Genomic DNA, 24,219 nt, shown 5'->3' with positions numbered 1-24,219 from the left:
GGAGCTGACCATGACTGCATCGAAGATTTTTCGCCCCACCGCCGGCCTGGCCATCGCCGCGCTATATACTGCCGCCAGCTTCGGCATCGTGACCACGCCCGCCGAAGCCAAGGCCCCGGAGGTGTTCTACCGCGCCGAGCTGGCACAGCCGGTTTCCGAAGGCCGCACCGAAATCGTCCGCGGCGTAATGTGGCGCTGCGAAGGGACCAAGTGCATCGGCACGCAGGGTCGCTCGCGCGCGGTGATCGATTGCGAGCGGTTCGCCCGCGAATTCGGCGAAGTGACCGCGTTCTCCGCGAAAGACGAAGCGCTGGATGCCGCCGACCTGGCGCGCTGCAACGGCTGAGCCGCTTCCATCTCCGCCGCGCCTCCCTCTCTCGCGCGGCGACCTCGTGGCCCCTCGCTGGCAGATCGCCGGCGAGGGGCTTTTTCTATGCGGACAGGAATCCGCGCGCGACGAGGTCCGCTTCCAGAGTGTCCGCATCGGCGAACAGGTGGCCGGTCCAGCCCCGCGCCTCGGCAGCGGCGATGTTCGCGGCATTGTCGTCGATGAAGAAGATGTCCGCAGGCGCGCGGCCGCTGCGCTGCTCGACGATGCGGTAGATCGCTTCCTCGGGTTTCGCGACCCGTTCGGTGCCCGAAACGATGATGTCCCGGAAGCGGTCGAAGATCGGGGCGGTCGGGCGGAAGTCGGCCCAGAATTCCTCGCCGAAATTGGTCAGCGCGAACAAGGGGACGCCCGCCGCGTCCAGCCGCTCGACCAGCTCGTGCGAGCCTTCCACCGGGCCCGGAATGGTTTCGTTGAAGCGCGTCGCGTAGGCGTGGAGCGCGTCCTCGTATTCGGGGAATTCGGCGATACGCTGCGGCACCATGTCGGCCAGCCGCTCGCCCTGGTCGGCGCGGAAATGCCATTCCTCGGTGACGACATGCTCCAGCGCGAAGGCGAGGCGCACGGGATCGTCCACCACCTTTTCGAGCAGGCCCGAAAGCTGCCAGCGATACAGCACCCGCCCGACATCGAAGACCACCGTGTTTGGCTGGCTCATATGCACTCTCTCCAAACACAAAAAGCCCCCGCACGCGCGGAGGCTCTTCGTTCAACCATCGCCGCGACGAACGCGCGGCGGGCGTCGGTCAGCCCTGGCGGGCCTTGAAGCGGCGGTTGGTCTTGTTGATCACATAGGTCCGCCCGCGACGACGAATCACGCGGCAATCGCGGTGGCGGTTCTTGAGCGACTTGAGGCTATTGCGGATTTTCATGGTCTTTTTCCAAAAAGTTACGCGCCAGAAATGGGGTCCGGCGCGTCAAATTCAAGGCGGGCTGCTAAGGTCCGGTCGCGGATAAGTCAACCGGAAGAGCGAATATCGGCGAGTTTGCGTTCCCACTGCAGCGCATGGGCGACGATGGTTTCGAGGTCGTCGTGCTGCGGACGCCACGGCAGCGTTGCCAGGATGCGCGCATTATCGGCGGTGAGCGCGGGCGGATCCCCGGCCCGGCGCGGCTGCATCCGCCGCTCGGTCCTGGAATTGGTCACGCGGTCCACGGCGTCGAGAACCTCCAGCACGGAAAACCCGCGCCCATACCCGCAATTCATCGTCAGCGAGCGGCCGGGCTGCGCCAGCAAAGCCTCCAGCGCATGGACATGGGCGGCGGCAAGATCGCTGACATGGATGTAGTCGCGCACCCCCGTCCCGTCGGGCGTGTCGTAATCGGTCCCGAACACGTCGACCCCGTCGCGCTGGCCGAGCGCAGCCTCCACCGCCACCTTGATCAGGTGCGTCGCGCCCGCCGTAGACTGACCCGTCCGCCCCTGCGGATCGGCGCCCGCCACGTTGAAATAGCGCAGCGCGCAAAACGAGAAATCGTGCGCGGCGGCGGTATCCGCCAGCATCGCCTCGCTCATCAGCTTGGACATGCCGTAGGGGTTGATCGGGCGCTGCGGTGCATCCTCCGCCACGGGCGTTTCCTCCGGGATGCCATAGGTCGCGGCGGTGGAGCTGAAGATCATGTGCGGCACGCCGGCAGAAACTGCGCTTTCCAGCAGGTCGCGCGTGCGCGCAGTGTTGTTGCGATAATACTTGAGCGGATCGGCGACCGATTCCGGCACCACGACGGAGCCGGCGAAATGCATGATCGCACCCCTGCCTTCCCCCTGACCGCCGCCCATCCCCTGTTCTGCAAAGATACGCTTCAGCAGCGCGCCGTCGCCGATATCGCCTTCGTAGAACGGCACATCGTCCGGCACGGCGAAGCGAAAGCCGGTGGCAAGGTTGTCGATCACCGCGACCGGCCAGCCGGCATCGTTCAGCGCCAGCACCGCGTGGCTGCCGATGTACCCGGCCCCGCCGGTAACCAGAACGGGTGTTTTCGAACTCATCTGCCTATCCTGCTCCAATCAAACGCGAATTGCGGCAAGCGGTGGCCGGCGCTATGCACGCGCCATGAAAGCCTACCTCCCCCTGGCGCTTGCCGCCCTTACCGTCCTTCCCGGGTGTACGACACCCTATACCTCCCCCGTCGCGGTCGACCGCTTCGTGGCCGATGATCGCAGCGCCCTGACGGCGAACGATTCTATCGTCGTTGAGGCTGCCAACCTCAACGTCCCGCCCGAGTTCGTCAGCGCCGTAGCACGCGAAGTCGAAAAATCCGGTTACGCCATCACCAATCGCAGCGGCCGCTATCTGACGGCGCGGGTGACCGTGGACGTGACGCCGATCGACGGCGCCTATCGCCGCTCCCCCGTCACCGTGGGCGCGGGCGGGTCCACCGGCACCTATGGTTCGGGCGTGGGCGCAGGCGTCGGCATCTCGCTCGGCGGGCGCGAGGCCCCGAACCGGGAGACGCAGCTTTCGGTCTCGATCCGCGATTCGCTGGGCGCCGCCGTGTGGGAAGGCCGCGCCACGCTCGCGACCGGGCCCAACTCCGACTACGCCAGCCAGGCCGCCGCGGCCGATGCGCTTGCCGCCGCGCTGTTCGAAGGATTCCCCGGCGACAACGGCGTCTCCTACGAAGTGGAGCTCGACTGATGGCCGGCATTGCAATCAATTCCGCTTTCGACAGCGGCAATATCGAAGTGCTGTCGATCGACGGCGACAACGCGAAGCTCGCCATTCCCTATGACGCGGGCGGCGAATTCAAGCAGTGGTTCCATTTCCGCGTCTCCGGCGCGGGCGGGCGCGAATTGACGCTGAAGATTACCGGCCTCAACGACAGCGCCTATCCCAAGGGGTGGGAGGATTACGACGCCGTCGTGTCGGAAGACCGCGATTACTGGACCCGCGCGAAAAGCAGCTTCGACGCTGGCGAGGACGGCGGCACGCTGACCATCCGCCACGCGCCCGCAGGTGACATCGCCTGGTTTGCCTATTTCGCGCCCTATTCGATGGAACGGCACCATGACCTGGTGGCCGAAGCGGCGGCGAGCGAAGGCGTGACGCACCACAATATCGGCAACTCGGTCGACGGCCAGCCGCTCGACTGCCTCGAGATGGGCGAAGGCGACACGACCGTGTGGCTCTATGCCCGCCAGCATCCGGGCGAAACGCAGGCCGAATGGTGGATGGAAGGCGCGCTCGATTGCCTGACCGATCCTGCCGATCCGGTCGGCATGCAACTGCGCAAGCGCTGCCGTTTCTTCGTGGTGCCGAACGTCAACCCCGACGGATCGCGCCGCGGGCACCTGCGCACCAATGCCGCGGGCCGCAACCTCAACCGCGAATGGGTCGAGCCGAGCGAGGAGCATTCGCCCGAAGTCTTCCATCTGCTGAAGGCGATGGATGCCAACCCGCCCGTTTTCGCGATGGACGTGCACGGCGACGAGGCAATTCCGGTCAGCTTCCTGGCCGGCTACGAAGGCATTCCCGGCTGGACCGACGAGCACGGCCAGCGCTTCTACGACTACGAGGCCATCCTCGACCGCCGCACGCCGGACTTCCAGACCGAGCAGGGCTACACCAAGTCCGCGCCCGGCAAGGCGAACCTTTCCATGAGCACGAACCAGGTGGCCGAGCGTTTCGGGGCAACCGCGATGACGCTGGAAATGCCGTACAAGGACAATCCCGCCAGTCCGGAGCCGGAGCAGGGCTGGAGCCCGGAACGCTGCCGCATGCTGGCGCGCGACTGCCTGGCCGCGCTGCTTGAATGGCTGGACCGGAAATAGCGTTCTGAAAAGTGTATTGGCAGTCTTTATCGGTGTGCCCTTGCTAGCATTCGGGAGCGCCGCCGCGCAGGACAGCGCCAGCGATAATGCGCGCCAGGAAACCGGCATTCGGGTTTCGCCGCCGATTGCAAACGCTGTTCCACCCCACCCTGCCCCGCGCATGGTGACCCAGTGGCATGTGGTCGCGGGGACTTACGAATGCAGGCTCCAGACATATCTCGATCGCGCTGGCATCCACAGCATCGTGCTGACGAAGCCGTTCCGGGGCCTCGCCTCCATGGATTTGCAAACGCAGCCGGTAGGCTTCCAAGAGGACGGTAATTTCCGGCCCGTTCCACAGCTTCCTACGATCTCGGTTTGGGAAGGTGAGCCCATCGTTACAGGGCGCGGTCAATACAAGACGTTCAGTCCCCCCGTTTTTCGAATTCGGTGGAATCTGGATGAAATGGTGATGGATAAAATCCGCGCCGTCACCGATGATCGAAAAGGCCTCTACGTCGACCTGCCCGGTCTGCGCGAGAAGCCGTTCCCGCTCGACATCAACAGTGCTTATATCACCAGCCTCGATGAATGCGCATCAAGCCTTGGTGAGCGTCTCAAACAGGCGCGCCCGCCGGGGGAAACCGCTGGCGTTACCGATCGCGATCCGGTGCTCAACGTCAATGAGAGCCAGCTCGATCGCATTCAGTATCCTTCTCGCGCGTTGCGCGAGGATATCGAGGGTACGGTAAAAGCCAGAGTGGCCGGCGACGTCTACGGCTTCCCGATCGACTGCGACGTCGTGGTGACTTCCGGCTCGACCTATCTGGAAGAGGCGACCTGCAAGGACCTGAAGCGCTTTACTCGCTATTATCCGGCGCTCGACTTGGACGGCGAAGCCACGACGGGGAGCTATGTACGCAACGTGCGCTGGCAGCTGGAGGACTAGGTCAGGCTGGCCGGGCCGAAGGCGCGGGGAAGCAGGCCGGACAGCTGCGTCTCGCGTACTTCCTCGCCGCCGACGCACAGCACCAGCGGATCCGTATTCCCGAGCGCCGCTAGTTCGTTCAGAACCTGGCGGCAGCGTCCGCACGGGGTGATCGGTTCCACCGCCGGTCCGGTGACGGCGACCGCAATCAGCCCGCCCCGCAACCCATCGTTCATCGCCTTCGAAACCGCCACGGTTTCCGCGCATAGCGAAAGGCCGTAGCTCGCGTTCTCGACATTGCTGCCGGTCACGATGCTGCCGTCGGCAAAAGCGAGCGCAGCGCCCACGTTGAAGGCGGAATAGGGCGCATAGGCCCGCGTCGCCGCGTCACGCGCCGCTTCGATCAGGGCCTGCTTGTCGAAATTCATCGGGGCATCATCCTCAAAGGCGAAGCTGTACTACGGTCGCGCCACGACCCAGCGCAGCGCATCCTCGCTCGCTTCGGTCTGCAGCATGGTGTTGGCGGTCCATAGCGTGAAGGGCCGCCCGGCGTAATCGGGCGGCACATACTCGCCCGTCAGCCACAGGTTCCGCTCGATCATGGCGACCTGCGGATGCTTCGCGGCAAAGGCGGGCGAAAGTTTCAGGATCGCTGGCTGTCCGGTGTGGCTTTCGATCTGGTTGAGGAGCGTCATCAACTCGCTTTCGACCGCCGCGTCGCTGATCCGCACCTCGCAGACCTCCGCCCCGTCCTCCAGCGCGACTGCCGGGGGCAGAAGATCGCCATCTCGCGGGACGACGGTGACGAAATTCGCCGCCTGCCGCTCTGCCGGAGTGCACGGGTCGAAAGCGTGCACAGCGCCATAACGCAAGCCCGCAGCGCGCGCGGCGTCATAGTTGCGCGCGAAGGAGGGATCGCGCCCAATCGCGCCGCGGCTGGCATCGAGATAGACGAAATCGGCCCCCACCGCTTTCAGCGAGCCGAGGTTGATCCAGCCGTCGCCTTCGCCGATCTCCGCGCCCTGGGCGGGAAATGCGCTGCGCTCCGGCGTCCAGTGGACGAAGCGCCAATAGGCGTATGCGCCGCCGACGATGGCGACGAGCAGCAGCAGCGCGAGCAGGCGCAGCCCCCAGCGCGGTTTCGATCGTCCCTTGCGTCCCATGTGTTCCTGCCGCCCTGCCCCTCAGCCCCGGATATGCAGCACGCAGATCAGCGTGAACAGCCGCCGGGCTGTCGGAAAGTCGGTTTCGATCTTGCCGTCGAGCTTGTCCATCAGCAGCTGCGCGGCATCGTTGTGGATGGCGCGGCGGGCCATGTCGATGGTTTCGATTTCCGCCGCCGTGGCCTTGCGGATCGCCTGGTAATAGCTGTCGCAAATGGCGAAATATTCGCGGATCGGCCGGCGGAAGCGCGCAAGGCCAAGGATGATCGTGTCGAGCGGCTGCTCGCCGCCCTCAGCCGAAATCGCCAGCGCCAGCCGGCCTTCGGGCACCGACAGCTCCAACTTCCACGGCCCGTCGTGGTGCTCGGCAGCGCGCAGCGGCTTGAACGTGTTCTCCTCGATCAAATCGAAGATCGCGACGCGGCGTTCCTGCTCGATATCGGCGTTGCGCCACAGGATCGTGGCATCGTCCAGCTCGATCGTCGCGATCCGGTGATCGCCTTCGGTCGGGGGGGAGGAATCGGTCGCCATGATGCTCGGGCAAGCCTTCGCACCTGCAGCGAATCCCGGCAAGGGTGCATCCATCCCCGCTATCCACAAGGACAGCGGCGCGTTGCCCTGTTGCACACCTCGGACGGCTCACGCATCAGGGGCGGATGGCCGAAACCGATCTCATCACCCGCCCCGCCAATGATTCGGACAGCGCGAAACCCGTCGAACCTGGCGGCCGCGCGCTGCCGACCAATGTCGAGGCGGAAGCCGCCTTCATCGGCGCGGTGCTGATCGACAACAAGGTGCTGGAAGAACTGCCCGTGCCGATCCACGCGGACCATTTCTTCGAGCCGGTGCACCAACGCATCATGGGCCGCATCATGCTGCTGATCGAACGCGGCGCGATCGTGACGCCGGTGACGCTGAAGCCCTATTTCGAAGCGGACGAGGCGCTGAAGGAACTGGGCGGGGCGAGCTACCTCGCCAGGCTGACGGGCGACGGGGCCGGCCTCCTCGCGCCGCGCGAACTCTCCCAGCAGATCTACGACCTCGCCTTGCTGCGCGAGCTGGTAACGGTCGGCCGCAACCTGGTGGAAGGGGCGACCGATACGTCGGAAGAGGTCGCCCCGGTCGAACAGATCGAGCAGGCCGAACAGGCGCTCTACAAGGTGGCCGAAGGGGCGACGACGGGGGCCGAAGCCCAATCGTTCCGCTCCGCTGCGCTGTCCTCGCTGAAGATGGCCGAGGCCGCGCTCAATTCCGGCGGCAAGTTTTCCGGCAAGACCACCGGGCTCGACGACCTCAACGCCAAGGTCGGCGGCCTGCACGACAGCGACCTCATCATCCTCGCCGGGCGTCCCGCCATGGGCAAGACCTCGCTTGCGACCAACATCGCCTTCAACTGCGCGGCGCGGTACCTGCGCGACATCAATGACGGGATCGCGCCCGAAGACAGCTACGGCGCGCCGACGGCTTTCTTCAGCCTGGAAATGAGCGCCGACCAGCTTGCCACGCGTATCCTGTCAGAACAGGCCGAGGTGTCGAGCGAGGGCATCCGGTCCGGCCAGATCAGCAAGGACCAGTTCCAGAAATTGTCCTTCGCCAGCCAGCAGCTGATGGAACTGCCGCTGTATATCGACGACACGCCCGCGCTCACTATCGCCGGCCTGCGCACACGTGCGCGGCGGCTGAAGCGGCGCCACGGCATCGGCCTGATCGTGGTCGATTACCTGCAGCTGCTGCAGGGCAGCGGCCGCGCGCAGGACAACCGCGTCAACGAAATCTCGGAAATCAGCCGCGGGCTCAAGACACTCGCCAAGGAGCTGAGCTGCCCGGTGATCGCCCTGTCGCAGCTCAGCCGTGCGGTCGAGCAGCGCGAGGACAAGCGGCCAATGCTGTCCGACCTGCGCGAATCCGGGTCGATCGAGCAGGACGCCGACCAGGTATGGTTCATCTATCGCGGCGAGTACTACCACAACGCCATCCGGCCGGAAGAGCCGAGTGAAACGAGCAGCGCCGATGCCATCGCCAAGTACGACGAATGGATGTCCCGCCACATGGAACTGGTGAACAAGGCCACGGTCATCGTCGCCAAGCAACGCCATGGCGCGACCGGCATGGTGGACCTGCTGTTCGAAAGCGAATTCACCCGCTTCGGCAATCTCGAACGGCGCGAGGCGCCCGGTTACTAAAGCCCCAGGTTCAGGCGCCGGCTGACGGTGTAGTCGGCAACGGAGACGAGGAACCAGCTGGCGTTCCAGCGGATCCGGTTCCACAGCGTGTTGCGCTTCGCGTGCAGTTCTTTCGAGATATGCCGACTGGCCGGCAGGTGGCCCTCGATAAAGCTGCGCATCCGGTCGGCGAAGGCGGCGTCCTCCACCCGCAGCATGATTTCCAGGTTGATGAACAGGCTGCGCATGTCGAAATTGGCGCTGCCGATATAGGTAACGTCGTCCACCACCAGCAGCTTCGTGTGCATCTTGCAGGCCATGAACTCGTGCAAATGCGCGCCGCTTTCGAGAAGATCGTGATAGAGGGAACGCGACGCCCCGATGGTAGCGCCGTTGTCCGACTTTCCGGCCATGATCAGCGTAGCCTCGCCCCGCTTCGCAATACCGCCGATGCGCTGCATCAGCGATTTGGGCGGGGAGAAATAGGCCATCATCAGATGCAGGCTGTTCCCGCTCGACAGGTCTCGGCCGACCTGTTTCGCCCAGGACGAAATGCCGCGCGTCGGCCCGCCCACGACCCAGCGCACATCGCCATCGCCCTGCGACCAGCTCTTGACCTCGCGACGGACTTGTCGCCACTCCACCCCGTCGGCATCGGTCCATTCGATGAGCTTCGCATACCAGTCCAGCAGCGGCTTCATCGCATCGCCGGTGATGCGCACGGCGAGGTCGTTCCAGCCGTTGACCGCCGGCGGGGCGAAGTAATCGTCTTCCACGTTGAAGCCGCCGATGATGGCCTGCTCATCGTCGGCGATGGCCATCTTCTGGTGGTTGCGGACGAGATAGCGCAGCGACCGGCGCGGGGAGAAGCAGCGAAAGTCGCCGCCCGCATCGCAGAAGGGGCGCATGAACTCCTCATCCGCTTCCGCGCCGTAGCCGTCGACGATCAGCGTTGCCGCGACACCGCGTTCCGCCGCGCGGGCGAGCGCATCGCGTACCGCGGTGCTGGTATCGTCCTTGGCAAAGATGTAGAAACACAGCTTGAGCGAGGATTGCGCGCCGTCGATCAGCTCCAGCAGCGCGCGCAACCGCTCCTGCCCGTCGGGGATTACCAGCAGTTCGAGGCCATCGACCGATGCCGGAAACGCGCCCGGGTCACGGTAGTCGTAAGTCTTGGTTTCCTGCCCCATGGCCGCGCTCTATCGGGCACGCGGCGGCACCGCAAGCGAGGCCGATTTCCTTGACTCCGTGGCGTACCCCGCCTAGGTAGCCCGCTTCCCGAGCTTTAGCCGAATTTGGAGTAGCCGCATGGCGCGCGTGACCGTCGAAGACTGCGTCGACAAGATACCCAACCGTTTCGACCTGGTGCTGCTGGCAGCACAGCGCGCCCGCGAGATTTCCGGCGGTGCCGAACTCCTCGTCGAACGCGACCGCGACAAGAACCCGGTGGTCGCCTTGCGCGAAATCGCCGACCAGCAGATCAAGCCGGGCGAACTGAACGAAGCTCTCGTCCAGTCGCTGCAGCGCGTGTTGCCGGAAGACGACGACGAATTCGACGAAGTCGGCTCGCTGAGCCAGTCGGCCGAAGCCATGCGGATCACCGCCGCGGCACCGGCCCGCTCGACCTCGATCGGCGGCGACTACGAAGGCTGAGCGGTCGTCGATCTCCGTATGAAAAAGGGCCGCCCGGTTGGGCGGCCCTTTTCGTTTCGGCTGGCCAAGACCGGACCTATTCGCCCCGACCGGTTTCCGATTGCAATTCGTCGATCCGCTTCGATGCTTCCGCCTTGGTAAGCTCCGCATCGTAGGCGTCGGGCTTGCCGGCCTCTTCGCTCAGGGTTTTCAGATAGCTCGCCTGCGCGCCGGTCATGCGCTCGTCGCCGGTCGTCCAGTTGTCTGGATCCTTCTGCGCGTTCCCGACGGAATCGCTTTTCGGGGCTTCGGTTGCCTGCGGTGCACTCATCGTTCGTCTCCTTTCCCGATCAACGACTTCGTTCGCCTAATGTTCCGAGTTGCGGCGCGCCCGAACCGCCCGATGCTTGGCCGCATGACGGGGGCAGCGGCATAATCGATATCGGTGACACATTGGGCACGGCAGCCGAAGGCGGTCTGTTCGCCAGGGCCGTCAGCGCCGAGAAGGGCCCGGCGCGCGACGCCACGGGACATTTCGCGGAAGGCCAGTGCCTGAATTGCGGAACCGAGCTGATCGGTGATCACTGCCACGACTGCGGGCAGAAAGCGCACCTGCACCGCACGCTGGGCGCCTTCCTGCACGACCTGCTCCACGGCGCATTGCATTTCGAAGGCAAGACCTGGCGCACCGTGCCCGAACTGGCCTTGCGGCCCGGCAAGCTCACCCGCCGCTATATCGAAGGCGAACGGCGCGAGTTCGTCAGCCCAATGGCGCTGTTCCTGTTCTCGGTCTTCCTGATGCTCGCGGTGTTCCAGGCGGCCGGCTTGTCGGTCCCGCCGGACATCGAGAACACCCAGATGGCGGCCGAAGTGCGCGCGATCGATGCCATCGGCCTGGCGCGCGACGAACTCGAGGACTTGCCTGCCGAGGATGCCGAAGCGAGGGCCGAGGCCAAAGCGCGGATCGACGAACTCGAAGCCACACTCAAGAAAATCAAGGAGGGAGAAAACTACGAATTCGTCGATGCAGAGGGCAATCGCGCTTACCAGCAATTCAATCTAGCCGGCCTCGATTTCATCGACCGGACTATCGTCAAGAAGTGGCGCACCAACCCCAGCCTCATGCTCTACAAGCTGCAGGCCAACGGCTACAAATTCAGCTAGCTCCTGATCCCGCTATCGATCCCGTTCGTGTGGCTGCTGTTCGCATGGAAACGCCGTTTCCGTGCCTACGACCACGCGATTTTCGTGACCTACTCCATCGCTTTCATGTCGCTACTGTTTATTATCGTATCGCTGTTGGCGGTAGCGGGGCTGAAAGCCGGAAGGCTGGTCTGGGCCGTGCTGCTGATCCCGCCGATTCACATCTACAAGCAATTGCGCTACGCTTACGACCTATCGCGCCTGTCGACGATCTGGCGGCTCGTCTTCCTCCTGCTTCTCATCTCGGTCGTGTTGATCCTGTTCCTGCTGATCCTGACGGTGCTGAGCGCCTTCTGAACAAAGAAGGGCGCGGAAGCCGAAGCCGCCGCGCCCTTGTTGTCAATTTTCCGCAAAAGGTCAGTCGGTTCCGTCGAGCGCGCCGTCGCCCTGGTCAGGATCGGTCGCCTCGTCCTCGGCCAATTCGGCCTGCAGGTTGTCGGCGCCCTGGCTGATGCCCTCGGCGGCGTCTATCGTGCCTTCGCGGACTGCATTCTCGATCACTTCGGCATTCGCCTCGGTATCGGCGGCAGCACGCTCAAGCGTATCCTGCGCGTTGCTTTGCGTTTCCTCGGAACAGGCGGCCGCGAAGACCAGCAGCGACGCAGCCCCGGCAAGTTTGAGATAAGTCATCGGCAATCTCCCTTTCGCAAGGGCAAACTACGCGCCTTGCGGGGCCGTTCCCCCGTCGCCGAACTTCTTGCCGGCTTTCGGGATGGCGGACCCGCGGATCGGGCGTGCGGGCGCGTTGCCGCCGGCCGGCTGGTCGGGCCGGTCGAGCTTGCCCGTTTCCATCAGCTGGTTGATCTCGTCGCCGGTCAGCGTCTCGTATTCGAGCATCGCCTGGGCGAGGAGGTGGAGCTTGTCTTCCTGGTCGGTCAGGATTTCCGTCGCACGCTTCAGGCCGCCTTCAACCAGCGCCTTGATCTCCGCATCGATCAGCTTGTTGGTCTCGGCGCCGCCCATCGTGCGGGACGACTGCCCCATGCCGAGATAGCCTTCCTGCTGCTGTTCGTACTGCAGCGGGCCGAGCTTGTCCGACATGCCCCACTTGGTGACCATGTTCTTGGCAAGGTCGGTGGCGTACTGGATGTCTCCACTGGCCCCGCTGGACACCTTGTCGTGGCCGAAGATGATTTCTTCGGCCACGCGGCCACCCATAGCCACGGCAAGGTTCGCGTGCATCTTGTCGCGGTGATAGGAATAGCTGTCGCGTTCCGGCAGGCGCATCACCATGCCCAGCGCGCGGCCGCGCGGGATAATCGTGGCCTTGTGGATGGGATCGGAAGCAGGCTCGTTCAGGCTGACGAGGGCATGACCTGCCTCGTGATAGGCGGTCATCTTCTTCTCGTCCTCGGTCATGACCATGCTGCGGCGTTCCGCGCCCATCATGACCTTGTCCTTGGCGTCCTCGAATTCCTGCATCGCGACCAGGCGCTTGTTGCGCCGCGCGGCCAGCAGCGCCGCCTCGTTAACGAGGTTGGCGAGGTCCGCACCGGAGAATCCGGGCGTACCGCGCGCGATCGTGCGACTGTTCACGTCGGGTGCCAACGGCACCTTCTTCATGTGGACTTCGAGAATCTTCTCGCGCCCGTCGATATCCGGCACCGGAACCACGACCTGGCGGTCGAAGCGGCCCGGGCGCAGCAGCGCGGGGTCGAGCACGTCAGGGCGGTTGGTAGCGGCGACGATGATGATGCCTTCGTTGGCCTCGAAGCCGTCCATCTCGACCAGCAGCTGGTTCAGCGTCTGCTCCCGCTCGTCGTTCGAATTGCCGAGGCCGTGGCCGCGGCTACGGCCGACCGCGTCGATTTCGTCGATAAAGACGATGCAGGGCGCGTTCTTCTTCGCCTGTTCGAACATGTCGCGCACGCGGCTGGCGCCGACGCCGACGAACATCTCGACGAAGTCGGAACCCGAAATGGTAAAGAACGGCACGCCCGCCTCACCCGCGATGGCGCGGGCGAGCAAGGTCTTGCCGGTACCGGGGCTGCCGACCAGCAGCGCGCCCTTGGGGATCTGCCCGCCGAGCTTGGAGAAACGCTGCGGGTCTTTCAGGAACTCGACGACTTCCTCCAACTCCTCGCGCGCCTCGTCGATGCCGGCGACATCGGCAAAGGTCACCTTGCCCTGCTTTTCGGTCAGCATCTTGGCTTTCGACTTGCCGAAGCCCATCGCCCCGCCGGCGCCGCCGCCCTTTTGCATCTGGCGCAGGGCGAAAAAGGCGATGCCGAGGATGAGGATGAACGGCAGCGACTGGGCCAGGATCCACAGCAGCATGTTCGGTTGCTCGCTTGCCTCGACCGAATATTCGACCCCGTTCTGGGTCATCAGGTCGGGCAGGTTGACGTCGCTTTCCAGCGGCACGGTCGTGAACGTCTCGTCGTTCTTGAGCTTGCCGGTGATCAGGTCCTGCGAAATGTCGACCGATTCCACCGACCCTTCGGCCACGCGGTTACGGAAATCGGAATAGGCGATGCGGTTGCCGGCATCGGCGTTGTTGTTGCCGAACAGCGAAACGACCAGGAGCAGGCCGAGGAAGATCCCGCCCCATACGAACAGGCTTTTCACCCACGGATTGCCGCCATTTTCCGGCTCGCCGCCGGGCCGATTGTCGTCGCTCATCGCAATAAATCCCTTTCAGGCAGCCAATGTAGGCGCAGGCACATGAATGACAAGCTAAGCGGCGCCGTAAGGGACGGCGATCAGGCCAGACGCGCCTTGTCCGGATTCAAGTGCCGCGGCATCGTGGGTCCAAGCGCATTCGCCCGGCATCACCGGGCCGATCATACCCGTCGTGGGCAGCACGAGCGCCCGGCGACCCGCCAGCCGCTCGCGCGCAGGCCCGGATAGCGGACCGTCGTAGCGCAGGAGATGGAAGTGCGGACCTTCCACAAGCCAATCCTCGCCCGTCGCCGCAATCTTGCGCCGCAGCGCGGTGGGATGCGGCCCGCGCCGGGCTATGGGGAGCGCGGCATCGAGGTGCAGTTCTCGCGGGCGGCCGTAGTCGTAGAGGCGATAGGTCACGTCGCTGTTCTGCTGGATTTCGATCAGGCTGACGCCCGCGCCGATGGCGTGGATTGTCCCCGCCGGGATGTAGAAGAAATCGTTCGCTTCGACCCTGTGCCATTCGAGGAGGTCCTCAATCCGGCCATCGAGCGAAGCGACGCGCAACTCTTCTTCGCTCACCGCTTCGCGCAAGCCAACGCCAAGCCGGGCATCGCCGTCAGCCGCGATGACCAGCCAGCATTCTTCCTTGCCCGTCCGGCCCAGCCCCGCGGCTTCCGCCTGGTCATCGTCGGGGTGAAGCTGGATCGAGAGTTTGTCGCAGGCGAAAATGTACTTGGCGAGTAACTCGGGGAGCTCGTCCGGTGGCTCGAACCAGATTTCGCCGGTCGGTTCGGCGCAGGCGCGGTCGAACGGCGTGGGCAAGTGCTTGCAGCCCCATATCTTGGCCACTTCGCGCGTCGGCAGGCGCTTCACTTGCCGTTCGCTCCGTCCAGCTTGCCGACGGCTTGCGCGCCGTCCATCGTCGTCACCAGCACCTCGCCGCCGTTCACGACGATGATGATGTTTTCCAGACCGATCGCCGAAACACGTGGCCCGTCGCTGTCGATAGCGACATTGCGGCAGTCGGCCAGTTGCGCGCTGCCTGACACCGAGTTGCCGGAAGCGTCGTGTGGCCGGGCGTCATGAAGCGCCTGCCAGTTTCCGATGTCGGACCAGCCCATATTGACCGGCACCACTGCGGCGCGGTCGGTCCGTTCCATTACGGCGTAGTCGATCGACGTGCCTTCGATCCGGGTGAAGCTATCATCGTCGGGCCGAATGATTCGTCCGTCGCGTGTCGCGCTTTCCATCGCTACCTTGGCCAGGTCGGCGATATCGGCGCGGTTGGCAGCCAGTTCTTGGAGGAAGCGGTCGGCGCGGAACATGAATATCCCGCCATTCCAGTCGTGCCGCCCGCCGGCGAGGAATTCAGCCGCACGCGCGGCGTCGGGCTTCTCGGTAAATTGCGCGACCCGGTAAGCGCCATCGCCAAGGCTTTCGCCGCGCGCGATATAGCCGAAGCCGGTCTCGGCCCGTGTCGGTTCTATCCCGAACGTCACGAGCCACCCCTCTTGCGCCAGCCCGGCAGCCCGCGAAATGGCAGCGTCGAAAGCTGCGGTATCGGCGATATGCTGGTCGCTGGGGCAAACGAGCAGCAGCGCGTCTCCCGGCACACACAGCGCTGCGAGCGCGATCGCCGCAGCGGTGTTGCGCGCGCACGGTTCGACGATGATCGAAGCGTCGGCGTGGCCGCATTGCGCCTCCACGAGCGGCTGGTGCGCCGCTCCGGTGACAATGACCGGCGGGCCGAAACGCGTTGCATCGACGCATCGCGACAGGGCCTCTTCGAACAAAGTCGCTTCCCCGACAAGTGTCTGGAAAGGCTTGGGATTGTCCGCCCGACTACGCGGCCACAAACGCGTGCCGCTGCCGCCGCAAAGGATCACCGGGGTAATGCGCGCTTCGTCCATGGGCGGGTGATAGCGCAAAACGGGCAACAAGCGGTAAATGTGTCGTGAACCATCGCACGCCCCGAGGGCGGTAGCCGCCTCGCTTCAAATGCTCGCGACGAAGCGGGTGTCCGGATGCGCGGCCAGGAGCCTGCCCACCCAGTCCTCCCTCGCGCCTTTTTCGACCAGCGCGTCGATGCACCCGCCGAAACCGCCGCCGGTCAGCCGGGCGCCGTCCGCCCCCATCGCCATCGCATCGGCAACCAGCGCGTCGATAGAAGGCAGCGACACGGCGAAATCGTCGCGCATCGAGGCATGGCTTTCCCGCCGGCGCTACCGATGCCGTAATCGGGCTGGGCCTCCGAAATTTCGCCCGCGAGATCGAAGCCGTCGGTAAAGGCTGAAATGGCGCGCTGCTGCGCTTCGGGCACCCGCTCGAAGCCGTAGATCTGGCCATGCGGATGGTGGAGCGTCTTGTCAGAACAACCCGGAATCCCCCATCTGGCGCTACAACAAAAACTCAACATCACGCTCAGTCCACAAAATGGATTGACTCGGTCCATAATCTGAACTTAACTGTTGTCCGAAGATAAGGAGGCGTTGGATGTCGGATGAGCAGGGTTCGGGCGAAGTCCGGTCGGAAGTTGATGGGCGAGTTCTAAAAATCACGATTGCGAATGCTCAGCAGCGCAACGCGGTAACGCCGGACATGATGCATCAGCTTTCCGATGCATTGACCGAGTTGGATGAAAATCCCGACCTGTGGGCCGGCGTCATCTGCGCGGAAGGCGATCATTTCACGTCCGGACTGGATATGGCGAAGTTCTTCGCTCCGGGAGCGGAACCCAAGCCAATCCCCGTCGACAAGGTCGATCCGCTCGGATTGACAAAGCGTTGCCGCAAGCCTGTCGTCACGGCGGTGCAGGGCATCTGCTACACTGTCGGCGTCGAGATCATGCTCGCAGGGGACATCGTCGTCGCAGCCGATGATGTGCGCTTCTGCCAGATGGAGGCCAAGCGCGGCATTGCTCCTCTTGGAGGGGCGCATTTCCGCTATCTAACGCGAGCCGGCTGGGGCGATGCGATGTATCACCTGCTGCTGTGTGATGAGTTCGGCGCGTCCGAAGCGCATCGCATTGGCCTCGTGCAGGAAGTCGTCGCTCCGGGCGAGCAGGTAGAGCGTGCCATGGAACTTGCCCGAACGATCGCAAAGAATGCACCGATCGGAATCCAGGCCACAAAGGCCGCCGCAAACAGCTTCATCGCCGAGGCCGAGAAGGCAGCCATCGCGGCAATCCCCGAAATCCGGGAGAAGGTGATGAAGTCGCAGGATATGATGGAGGGGATCGCGTCCCTCATGCAGCGCCGCCCTGCCGAGTTCAAAGGCCAGTAATGACGATCATCACTGTCAACGCCCCCACAGGAAGGATCGCCCGAGACGCTCGGGCAGCTCTGGCCGAAACGCTCACCGACGCGGTTCTTGTGCCGGAGATCGGCCAGAACGTTCCGGCAGCGCGCGTAGGCTTTCAGGTCCTGTTTAGCGAATACGATCCCGATATGATGGCCATCGGCGGGCAGCTGGTTGCCGACACGGGTGCGGATGCAATGGTGATTGATATCGCCGTAATGGAAGGCGACTGGCCGGACGAGACGCGCGCCGAAGTCATCCGCAGCACGCTCGGCGCGCTGGCAGACGCTCTGGGCCTGTCCGACCCCTCGCCTTCCTGGTGCGTGACCTTCCGGGTCATCAAGGAAGGCAGCTGGGGATCGCATGGCGACGTCCTGTCGATCCATGATCTGGTTGGCACCGAGGTGTTCAGCGATGCCAAGGCCAAGGCGATTAGCGCGAATGTGAAGAAGCGTGGGTGAGGACGCAGCCTTGACCAACCCAGCCCCACGCAACTTTCCCTACGACAGCGAAAGGCGCTACCACTTCCACCATGTGCATCTTTTCGCATCCGATCTGCAGGCGACGCTCGACTTCTATCGGACCTGGTTCGACGCCGAAATTGTCTGGGATGGCGATGTGGCCGGGGCGCGGAACATCTTCATGAAGGTGGGTATCGGTGCGATCCACTTCTACGAGCAGCCCCCGCAGGAAAGCGCGCGCAACGCCGTGCATCATCTGGGTTTCCAGGTCGTGGACATCGAAGAGCTTTACCACCGCATGAAGGCCGCTGACCTCAGCATTCCGAACCCGATCCGCAGGCTGAATGGCGGCGGAGGTTATTTCATGCTGGGCGCGCCGGACAATGTGTTGATCGAAGTGTTCGAGCCGGGGATATCGCACGAGCCGGTTGTCCGAAATTACTACGGGTTTGGGGAGGCAGGAAATGCGGAGGACGCATGAAGTGGGATGAACTCTCTGAGCAGCCCTGCCTGATTTCGCGCAGCCTGGCCGTCATCGGCGACCGCTGGACGCTGTTGATTCTGCGAGAACTGTTCTTCGGCGTGCGTCGTTTCGATGTGATCAAGGAGAACCTCGGAATCTCGCGCACCGTGGTAGCAGAAAGATTGTCGGTGCTGGTCGAGGAAGGCGTGCTTCGCAAGGAAGCGTATTGCGAGCGTCCGCTTCGTCACGAATATCGGCTGACCCGGAAAGGACTGGACCTTTACCCGATCCTGCTCACTCTCTTCGACTGGTCGCGAAAGCACTACCCCGTGGAGGAGGGCCTCCCGGTCATTCATGTGCATCGGTCATGCGGAAAGCCGACAACGCCTCTACTCACCTGCAGCGAGTGCGGCGAGGAACTGACTGCTCGCAATGTCGAAGCGCGCCCTGGACCGGGCCATCGGCCGCTGACTGAACTTAGGCTCAGGACTCATTGATCACAGCCAGTAGCAGACGGTAGCGGCGATGCAGATGGCGGACATGAATGTGTGGGCGCATCGGTCATAGCGGGTGGCGACGCGACGCCAGTCTTTGATCCTGCCGAAGACATTTTCGATCTTGTGGCGCTGTCGGTAGAGCTGCTTGTCGTAGTGATATTGGATTTTCCGGTTCTTGCGCGGCGGGATACAGGCGGCGATGCCCTGGTTGTCGAGTGCGGCACGGAACCAGTCGCTATCATAGCCTTTGTCGCCGAGCAGCACCTTGGCGCGCGGCAGGATGGGAAGCAGCAAAGCAGCGCCCTTGTGATCGCTCATCTGGCCTTCGGTGAGCAGCAGGATTATCGGCCTGCCCAGCCCGTCGCAGACAGCATGGAGTTCAACCCGCCCTTGGTGCGCCCGATACGTCTGGGAAGAGCCCCCCTTTTAAGAGGCTTGCCGCCGTGCGGTGGGCCTTCAAATGGGAGGCATCGATCATAACCGTGTCCGGCTCGCCCGCCTTGCCCGCCAGCTCGGCGAAGATGCGGTTGAACACGCCCATTTTGCTCCAGCGGATGAAGCGGTTGTAGATCGTCTCGTGTGGGCCATAGCCCTTGGGCGCATCACGCCACATCAGCCCATGCTTGATGACATAGATGATCCCCGACACGATCCGCCGGTCATCGACCCTTGGGATGCCGTGCGACAGCGGGAAATACGGCTCGATCCGGCGCATCTGTGCACGGCTCAGCAGAAACGGAACATCCATCAACAGCGTCTCCTTGACGCTGTCCTTGAATCAACCAATCATGCTTCATGCAAGCGATTTAATAGGTCCTGAGCCTAGGTGGGAGCGGACTGTCTGGTGTTAATCCGAACTTTCCACCTTGGCTGGTCGAACATAATCGACGATTAGCACGTTCGGAAAGAACTCCGAACATGCGTACGACGTTGTTGATGGATTGGCGAAAGTGCCAGTGAACTCCGATCTCTCGCCTATACGAGTTTCTCCAAATTCCGTGAAAAGGGCCTGACCATCAAATGAAAAAGCGCTTGGCACCACCAGTCCGGTGTTTACAACACTCGTCGAGAGATAAAGGCAACCTTCGCGATAAGAAAGCACACCGGACGCCCCTTCGGTATGGGGAGTTTCGTGTTCATTAACTTTTCACTTATCAATTTGGACGTGGGTTTCCTTTTGGGACACTGGCTTAGTCGCAGTGCCACATGAGGCCAGGACCGGTCCCAAAACCGCTAGATAAGCGCAGGCAATTTTCATAAGGCCCATCGGTGCATCAATAAAGAAGAGATTAGCCCTTGCGGTAAACTTCATCGATTGGAGTATACCACATTACTTGGGCAGTGCCGGTCGCCTCATCCACCGATTGAAGCGTTCCCTGTGTCGCACTTGCGTGGGTCATAATGCCAAACGCAACGTCCCAAGCAAAGATAGGTCAACCACTATCGCCCGGGCCGGCAATGAAAGATGATTTGCTTGCTTTGGGAACGACTTCCACCCGCGTATAGTCGCAAGTAAGATTTTTTGAGGTCCGCAGTAGTTCATGCGAATATACTTTGCGTTGACCTCGCCGCATTGTTGACGTGCTGCGCTATGGCCGGTGCTGTGTGTACCGTGCCTACCTGCCCAACCGGGGCCAAAATGACCGCCATACCAGCATACAAAAGTGCCGGTCGATGCACCGGAGCAATAGCTCGAATCATTCGCGCTCAGCAATTCCCCGAGTCATCAAATTGCAATCAAACCGTAAATCGACTGTCAAAATCAGTTCCTAACGCCCGTTCCGAACAGAGACGGAGTCTAGATCAATGATTACCACCCGGCTGCTGGCAACCATGTCGCTGCCCGCTTTTGCCATTCTGGCTGCTTCGCCTGCATTTGCAGGCGAAGTCGTTGGCACCGTGATCGACGCATCGCAAACGGTTGCGCTGCGTGCCGCAGAGGTGCGCATTGTGGAGCTTGGCCGCGTCGCTACGACGAATGCCGACGGTGGTTTCTATCTGGCTGACGTTCCGGCAGGGGACTACACGTTGGAAGTCCGCTACGTCGGTGCCGAAACCGTGCGGCAGCCTGTGTCGGTTCCCGAAACGGGCGAGGTTGACGTCACGATCACCGTCGGCGTTACCACTGGCAGAGAAATCCTGGTCATCGGGCAGAGCGCGAACCTGGCCAGCGCGCTCTCGCGCAAGCGTTCGTCGGACACTGTCAGTGATGTCCTGACCCGTGATGCGATCGGCCAGTTCCCCGACCAGAACGTGGCCGAATCGATGCGCCGACTGCCGGGCATCAACATCCTCAACGACCAGGGCGAAGGCCGCTTCGTTTCGATCCGTGGTCTTGATCCGGAACTCAATTCCACTTCGCTCAACGGCGTGCGTTTGCCTGCGCCGGAATCGGATGTGCGTTCGGTCGCGCTCGATGTCGTGTCGAGCGATATCATCGAATCGATCGAGGTGAAGAAATCGCTTACGCCCGATATGGACGCCGACACCATCGGCGCCTCGGTCGAGATCGAGACCACCAGCGCCTTCGCGCGTAGGAAGGACCTGCTGGCCGCGAAACTGGAAGGAAGCTACAACGAATATTCGGGCGAGGTAACGCCCAAGGGTAGCTTTGATTTCGCAACGAAGCTGTCCGACACGGTCGGAATTTCAGGCGGTGTTTCTTATTACAAGCGCAAGTTCGAGACGGACAATATCGAAGCGGATGACTGGGTGGATGCCGATGGCGGCGTATTCCCGCTCGAAGTGCAGTACCGCGATTACGATGTCGAACGTGAACGCATCAGCGGGACGCTAGGCCTCGATTTTAAGGTGGGTGATAACACCGAGCTCTATGTGAAGAGCGCCTTTAGCCAGTTCGACGATCAGGAATACCGCCGCCGGACAACCTTCGATCTCGGCGATTTCGAGGACGACGGCCCGAGCAGCTTTGACGGCGTGAGCGCGACCTTCTCCGATGCGGATCAGGAATTCACGGTCGAGCGCGACATCAAGGATCGCTTCGAGCGCCAGCGGATCTGGTCTGTCGTCGCAGGCGGTGAAACGCACAGTGATGGTTGGCACCTGGAATACCTCGCCAGCTATGCCAGGGCCTCGGAAAAGGAAGCCGGTTCGGTCGATCCCGCCCAGTTCGAGCGAGACTTTGAAGATGATGGTGTGGTCGTCGGCTTCGACTACGCCGATCCGCGCGTTCCGCTTTATTCCGTTGCGGGCAATGTCGCAGCATTTGCCGACCCTGCCGGCTATGGCTTCAAGGACATCGAGCTGACCGCGCTGTCCGATGCGCAGGATGAGGAATGGTCCGCCAAGTTCGACATCGGCCGCGAGATGTTCCTCGGTTCAGCGACGTTCACTGTGCAGGCCGGTTTCAAGGGCCGCTGGCGCGAGAAGAGCTACGCCAAGGATGTCGAATTCTACGAGATTGACGATTACACGCTGGCCGATGTGTTTGGAGAGCAGACTTACCGGATCACCGATATCGGCCCGGTAGCGGATTTCACGAGTCCGACGCGCTACTTCTTCGACAACTTTGACCAGTTCGAGTTGCAGGACATCGACACACAGTTCGATTCGGCTACTGACGACTACGCGGTCAGCGAGGACATCATGGCCGGATACCTGCTCGGCCGTTACGAAAATGCCGCGCTGCGCGTCATCGGCGGTGTCCGCTACGAAGGCACCTCGAACGACATTTCGGGCAACCTCGTCACACTTATCGAGGAAGGTGGCACCCTGCCCGACAGCTCCATCGCTGATGACGACACCGTGATCGTTATGCCCGTCAGTTTCGAAAAGGACTACGATGATTGGCTGCCGAGCCTCAATGTCCGCTACGAGGCGCAGCCCGACCTGATACTGCGCGTTGCCGGGTACAAGAGCCTGGTGCGCCCGAAACTGTCAAAGCTCGCGCCGCGCTTCATCGTCGAGGAAAATGATGAGGGTGAGCGCGAGGGCGAATTCGGCAATCCGGCGCTCAAGCCCTACAAGGCATGGAACTTCGACGCCTCGGCAGAATACTACTTCGGTCGCAATGCCGCGTTGACAGCCGCGGTCTTCTACAAGGACATCGAGAACTACATCGTCGACACTGTGCGCGAAGACGATACGTTCAATGGCATAGCCTTTACCGAGGCCGTGATCCCGATCAACGGGCCGAGCGCGGAGGTCTGGGGCATCGAACTGGGCTTCTCCAAAGCGTTCACAGAACTGCCCGCGCCATTCGACGGGCTGCTCGTCCAGGCCAACTACACCTACACCGACGCCAGCGGCATGGTCCCGATCGACGGCGATGCGGCCGATCTGCGCAAGATCAGCCTCCCGTCGACATCGAAACATACCGCCAACGCCACCCTGGGTTACGAAAAGGGGCCATTCTCGATCAGGCTGGCCGGCACCTACCGCGACAAATATCTTGATGAGCTGGGCGACGAAGCGGACTTCGACCGTTACGTAGACGATCACTTCCAGCTCGATCTAAGCGCGAAGTACCGCGTCAGTGACATGATCCAGCTCTACTATGAATGGGTGAACATCAACGACGCCAAATACTTTGCTTACAATACGTTTGGTGGCGGCAAGAATCTCTATCAGTACGAACGCTACAACTGGACGATGAAGTTCGGCGCGAGGTTGACGTTCTGATGCGCGGGCTTGTTTCTCTTGTGGGCGCAGTGTCACTTGCGGGTTGCGCCACCACGCCGCCAGTGGTTTCGCTTCCGGCCTCGGTCGTAGCCGCGTCGGGTGAAACGGAGCCGGTCGGCACCGCCAACGAAGACGCCGCCGACGACCCGGCAATCTGGCGCAATCCCGCTGATCCGGCGCAAAGTCTGATCGTCGCAACCGACAAGAAAGCGGGTCTTTACGTCTACGGGCTGGACGGAAAGCGACGCGGATTCTTTGCAGCCGGCCTCGTCAACAACGTCGATCTCGTCGACCTTGGCGAAGAAGGCGTAATTGTTGCGGCGAGCGACCGCAACGATCCGGCCAACGCGGCAATACAAGTGTTCCGCCTCGACACCGCGACCGGCGAACTCTCGCTGCTGGGCAAAGCGCAGGCGGGCGCAGGCGAAGGGTACGGTTTCTGCATGGCGAATATCGGCGGGGAGTTGCGCGCCTATTCCCCGTTGAAGAACGGCACTGTCACCGAGATTGCGATCGATCTTGCGCCGACGCTATCCTTCCGCTCCCTACGCAGCTTGCGTGTTGCCACGCAACCGGAAGGTTGCGTCGTCGATCCGCGCGACGGCACGCTGTATGTCGGCGAGGAGATGCGCGGCATCTGGCGTTTCGCGCCGGGTGAAACCGAAGGTGAACTTGTCGCTGAAACCGACGGCAGGCAACTGGTTGCCGATGTCGAGGGGCTGGCGATCTGGCCCGAGGCCACGGACGGGGGATTCCTCGTGGCCTCGAGCCAGGGCGACAACGCCTATGCGCTCTACCGACTGCCGGACATGGCACCTGCGGGCCGCTTTCGCATCGGTGCAGGCACGTTCGGCGCAACGCAGGAAACGGACGGGATAGATCTCGCCCCCGGAAGTTTCGGAGCCGACTACCCGGACGGCCTGTTCGTTGCGCAGGATGGCGACAACAGTCCGCAAGCGCAGAATTTCAAGCTGGTATCCTGGGAGGCGATCCTGGATGCGACAGGCAACAGGTAGTTGCGACAAG

Annotated in this window: 27 protein-coding genes and 1 pseudogene; 14 read left to right on the top strand and 14 right to left on the bottom strand. The window is 62.8% G+C overall.

Annotated features, from left to right (window positions below):
• The first annotated feature begins 10 nt into the window (after window positions 1-10).
• Entirely contained in the window at window positions 11-346 is a 336-nt protein-coding gene (locus QQW98_RS07045) for a CC_3452 family protein (RefSeq protein WP_290134286.1), read from the top strand.
• Between the two features lie 85 nt (window positions 347-431).
• Here QQW98_RS07045 and QQW98_RS07040 read toward each other — a convergent pair whose 3' ends face one another.
• From QQW98_RS07040 to galE, 3 genes are all read right to left on the bottom strand, one after another.
• The gene (locus QQW98_RS07040) at window positions 432-1,046 is read right to left on the bottom strand and encodes an HAD family hydrolase (RefSeq protein WP_290134285.1); all 615 of its coding nucleotides are present in this window, start codon (window positions 1,044-1,046) and stop codon (window positions 432-434) included.
• Window positions 1,047-1,134: 88 nt separating this feature from the next.
• Window positions 1,135-1,260 carry a type B 50S ribosomal protein L36 gene (gene ykgO / locus QQW98_RS07035; protein WP_007165381.1) on the bottom strand — a complete coding sequence of 42 codons (126 nt, stop codon included), beginning with the start codon at window positions 1,258-1,260 and terminating at the stop codon, window positions 1,135-1,137.
• An 86-nt stretch (window positions 1,261-1,346) separates the two neighbouring features.
• A complete protein-coding gene (gene galE / locus QQW98_RS07030) occupies window positions 1,347-2,378 on the bottom strand; it encodes a UDP-glucose 4-epimerase GalE (RefSeq protein ID WP_290134284.1) in 1,032 nt (343 codons plus the stop codon).
• A 64-nt stretch (window positions 2,379-2,442) separates the two neighbouring features.
• Here galE and QQW98_RS07025 point away from each other — a divergent pair, with 64 nt between their 5' ends.
• Genes QQW98_RS07025 through QQW98_RS07015 form a run of 3 tightly spaced genes read left to right on the top strand, consistent with a single transcriptional unit; the run spans window position 2,443 to window position 5,088 of the window.
• Window positions 2,443-3,027, top strand: a complete 585-nt coding sequence (locus QQW98_RS07025) for a hypothetical protein (protein WP_290134283.1) — start codon at window positions 2,443-2,445, stop codon at window positions 3,025-3,027.
• Window positions 3,027-4,160 (top strand): M14 family metallopeptidase, encoded by a 1,134-nt coding sequence (locus QQW98_RS07020; RefSeq protein WP_290134282.1) that lies wholly within the window; start codon window positions 3,027-3,029, stop codon window positions 4,158-4,160. Before QQW98_RS07025 ends, QQW98_RS07020 begins: the two co-directional genes overlap by 1 nt.
• Window positions 4,161-4,176: 16 nt before the next feature.
• On the top strand, window positions 4,177-5,088 hold the full coding sequence (locus QQW98_RS07015) for an energy transducer TonB (RefSeq protein ID WP_290134281.1): 912 nt from the start codon (window positions 4,177-4,179) through the stop codon (window positions 5,086-5,088).
• Here the strand turns inward: QQW98_RS07015 and QQW98_RS07010 are convergent.
• Genes QQW98_RS07010 through QQW98_RS07000 form a run of 3 tightly spaced genes read right to left on the bottom strand, consistent with a single transcriptional unit; the run spans window position 5,085 to window position 6,761 of the window.
• Window positions 5,085-5,495 carry a cytidine deaminase gene (locus QQW98_RS07010; protein ID WP_290134280.1) on the bottom strand — a complete coding sequence of 137 codons (411 nt, stop codon included), beginning with the start codon at window positions 5,493-5,495 and terminating at the stop codon, window positions 5,085-5,087. The genes QQW98_RS07015 and QQW98_RS07010 overlap by 4 nt on opposite strands.
• Window positions 5,496-5,525: 30 nt before the next feature.
• Complete coding sequence (locus QQW98_RS07005; protein WP_290136805.1) at window positions 5,526-6,230, bottom strand: glycoside hydrolase family 25 protein; 705 nt, start codon at window positions 6,228-6,230, stop codon at window positions 5,526-5,528.
• Window positions 6,231-6,251: 21 nt separating this feature from the next.
• Window positions 6,252-6,761, bottom strand: coding sequence for a UPF0262 family protein (locus QQW98_RS07000; protein ID WP_290136804.1), 510 nt, complete (start codon window positions 6,759-6,761; stop codon window positions 6,252-6,254).
• 125 nt (window positions 6,762-6,886) lie between these two features.
• On the opposite strand from QQW98_RS07000, the gene QQW98_RS06995 reads away from it, so the two are divergent.
• The gene (locus QQW98_RS06995) at window positions 6,887-8,413 is read left to right on the top strand and encodes a replicative DNA helicase (RefSeq protein ID WP_290136803.1); all 1,527 of its coding nucleotides are present in this window, start codon (window positions 6,887-6,889) and stop codon (window positions 8,411-8,413) included.
• Here QQW98_RS06995 and QQW98_RS06990 read toward each other — a convergent pair.
• Window positions 8,410-9,582 (bottom strand): phospholipase D-like domain-containing protein, encoded by a 1,173-nt coding sequence (locus tag QQW98_RS06990; RefSeq protein WP_290136802.1) that lies wholly within the window; start codon window positions 9,580-9,582, stop codon window positions 8,410-8,412. The genes QQW98_RS06995 and QQW98_RS06990 overlap by 4 nt on opposite strands.
• Window positions 9,583-9,700: 118 nt before the next feature.
• On the opposite strand from QQW98_RS06990, the gene rpoZ reads away from it, so the two are divergent.
• Window positions 9,701-10,045 carry a DNA-directed RNA polymerase subunit omega gene (gene rpoZ / locus QQW98_RS06985; protein WP_290136801.1) on the top strand — a complete coding sequence of 115 codons (345 nt, stop codon included), beginning with the start codon at window positions 9,701-9,703 and terminating at the stop codon, window positions 10,043-10,045.
• A 76-nt stretch (window positions 10,046-10,121) separates the two neighbouring features.
• Here rpoZ and QQW98_RS06980 read toward each other — a convergent pair whose 3' ends face one another.
• Complete coding sequence (locus QQW98_RS06980) at window positions 10,122-10,355, bottom strand: DUF3072 domain-containing protein (protein WP_290136800.1); 234 nt, start codon at window positions 10,353-10,355, stop codon at window positions 10,122-10,124.
• A gap of 122 nt (window positions 10,356-10,477) precedes the next feature.
• On the opposite strand from QQW98_RS06980, the gene QQW98_RS06975 reads away from it, so the two are divergent.
• Together QQW98_RS06975 and QQW98_RS06970 are read left to right on the top strand one after the other, a co-directional pair.
• Entirely contained in the window at window positions 10,478-11,188 is a 711-nt protein-coding gene (locus QQW98_RS06975; protein ID WP_290136799.1) for a DUF3667 domain-containing protein, read from the top strand.
• Between the two features lie 27 nt (window positions 11,189-11,215).
• The gene (locus tag QQW98_RS06970) at window positions 11,216-11,524 is read left to right on the top strand and encodes a hypothetical protein (RefSeq protein WP_290136798.1); all 309 of its coding nucleotides are present in this window, start codon (window positions 11,216-11,218) and stop codon (window positions 11,522-11,524) included.
• A gap of 60 nt (window positions 11,525-11,584) precedes the next feature.
• Here the strand turns inward: QQW98_RS06970 and QQW98_RS06965 are convergent, their stop codons facing one another.
• The 5 genes from QQW98_RS06965 to QQW98_RS06945 all read right to left on the bottom strand — a co-directional run bounded on the left by QQW98_RS06965 (window position 11,585) and on the right by QQW98_RS06945 (window position 16,032).
• Window positions 11,585-11,857, bottom strand: a complete 273-nt coding sequence (locus QQW98_RS06965; RefSeq protein WP_290136797.1) for a hypothetical protein — start codon at window positions 11,855-11,857, stop codon at window positions 11,585-11,587.
• A gap of 27 nt (window positions 11,858-11,884) precedes the next feature.
• The gene (ftsH, locus tag QQW98_RS06960; protein ID WP_290136796.1) at window positions 11,885-13,849 is read right to left on the bottom strand and encodes an ATP-dependent zinc metalloprotease FtsH; all 1,965 of its coding nucleotides are present in this window, start codon (window positions 13,847-13,849) and stop codon (window positions 11,885-11,887) included.
• Window positions 13,850-13,903: 54 nt separating this feature from the next.
• Entirely contained in the window at window positions 13,904-14,707 is an 804-nt protein-coding gene (locus tag QQW98_RS06955; protein ID WP_290136795.1) for a class I mannose-6-phosphate isomerase, read from the bottom strand.
• A complete protein-coding gene (locus tag QQW98_RS06950) occupies window positions 14,704-15,744 on the bottom strand; it encodes a mannose-1-phosphate guanylyltransferase (protein ID WP_290136794.1) in 1,041 nt (346 codons plus the stop codon). The genes QQW98_RS06955 and QQW98_RS06950 overlap by 4 nt, the downstream gene beginning before the upstream one ends.
• A gap of 84 nt (window positions 15,745-15,828) precedes the next feature.
• Window positions 15,829-16,032 (bottom strand): hypothetical protein, encoded by a 204-nt coding sequence (locus QQW98_RS06945; RefSeq protein ID WP_290136793.1) that lies wholly within the window; start codon window positions 16,030-16,032, stop codon window positions 15,829-15,831.
• A 295-nt stretch (window positions 16,033-16,327) separates the two neighbouring features.
• Here QQW98_RS06945 and QQW98_RS06940 point away from each other — a divergent pair, with 295 nt between their 5' ends.
• Genes QQW98_RS06940 through QQW98_RS06925 form a run of 4 tightly spaced genes read left to right on the top strand, consistent with a single transcriptional unit; the run spans window position 16,328 to window position 18,552 of the window.
• Window positions 16,328-17,116, top strand: a complete 789-nt coding sequence (locus QQW98_RS06940) for a crotonase/enoyl-CoA hydratase family protein (protein ID WP_290136792.1) — start codon at window positions 16,328-16,330, stop codon at window positions 17,114-17,116.
• Complete coding sequence (locus QQW98_RS06935; RefSeq protein ID WP_290136791.1) at window positions 17,116-17,592, top strand: tautomerase family protein; 477 nt, start codon at window positions 17,116-17,118, stop codon at window positions 17,590-17,592. The genes QQW98_RS06940 and QQW98_RS06935 overlap by 1 nt, the downstream gene beginning before the upstream one ends.
• A 10-nt stretch (window positions 17,593-17,602) precedes the next feature.
• Window positions 17,603-18,073: a VOC family protein gene (locus QQW98_RS06930; RefSeq protein WP_290136790.1), complete on the top strand. Its 471-nt coding sequence runs from the start codon at window positions 17,603-17,605 to the stop codon at window positions 18,071-18,073.
• Complete coding sequence (locus tag QQW98_RS06925) at window positions 18,070-18,552, top strand: winged helix-turn-helix transcriptional regulator (RefSeq protein WP_290136789.1); 483 nt, start codon at window positions 18,070-18,072, stop codon at window positions 18,550-18,552. The genes QQW98_RS06930 and QQW98_RS06925 overlap by 4 nt, the downstream gene beginning before the upstream one ends.
• Here the strand turns inward: QQW98_RS06925 and QQW98_RS06920 are convergent.
• Window positions 18,553-19,300: pseudogene (locus tag QQW98_RS06920) on the bottom strand (IS5 family transposase).
• A gap of 1,058 nt (window positions 19,301-20,358) precedes the next feature.
• Here QQW98_RS06920 and QQW98_RS06915 point away from each other — a divergent pair.
• Together QQW98_RS06915 and QQW98_RS06910 are read left to right on the top strand one after the other, a co-directional pair.
• A complete protein-coding gene (locus QQW98_RS06915; protein WP_290136788.1) occupies window positions 20,359-23,193 on the top strand; it encodes a TonB-dependent receptor in 2,835 nt (944 codons plus the stop codon).
• Complete coding sequence (locus QQW98_RS06910) at window positions 23,193-24,209, top strand: phytase (RefSeq protein ID WP_290137090.1); 1,017 nt, start codon at window positions 23,193-23,195, stop codon at window positions 24,207-24,209. Before QQW98_RS06915 ends, QQW98_RS06910 begins: the two co-directional genes overlap by 1 nt.
• Window positions 24,210-24,219: the final 10 nt, after the last annotated feature.

Origin of the sequence: Alteriqipengyuania flavescens, assembly GCF_030406725.1 — a bacterium.
In the GTDB taxonomy this organism is placed as follows: Bacteria; Pseudomonadota; Alphaproteobacteria; order Sphingomonadales; family Sphingomonadaceae; genus Alteriqipengyuania_B; species Alteriqipengyuania_B flavescens.
The sequence above is the reverse complement of the archived record's forward strand: the minus strand, read 5'-3'. Positions and strand labels throughout refer to the sequence as shown.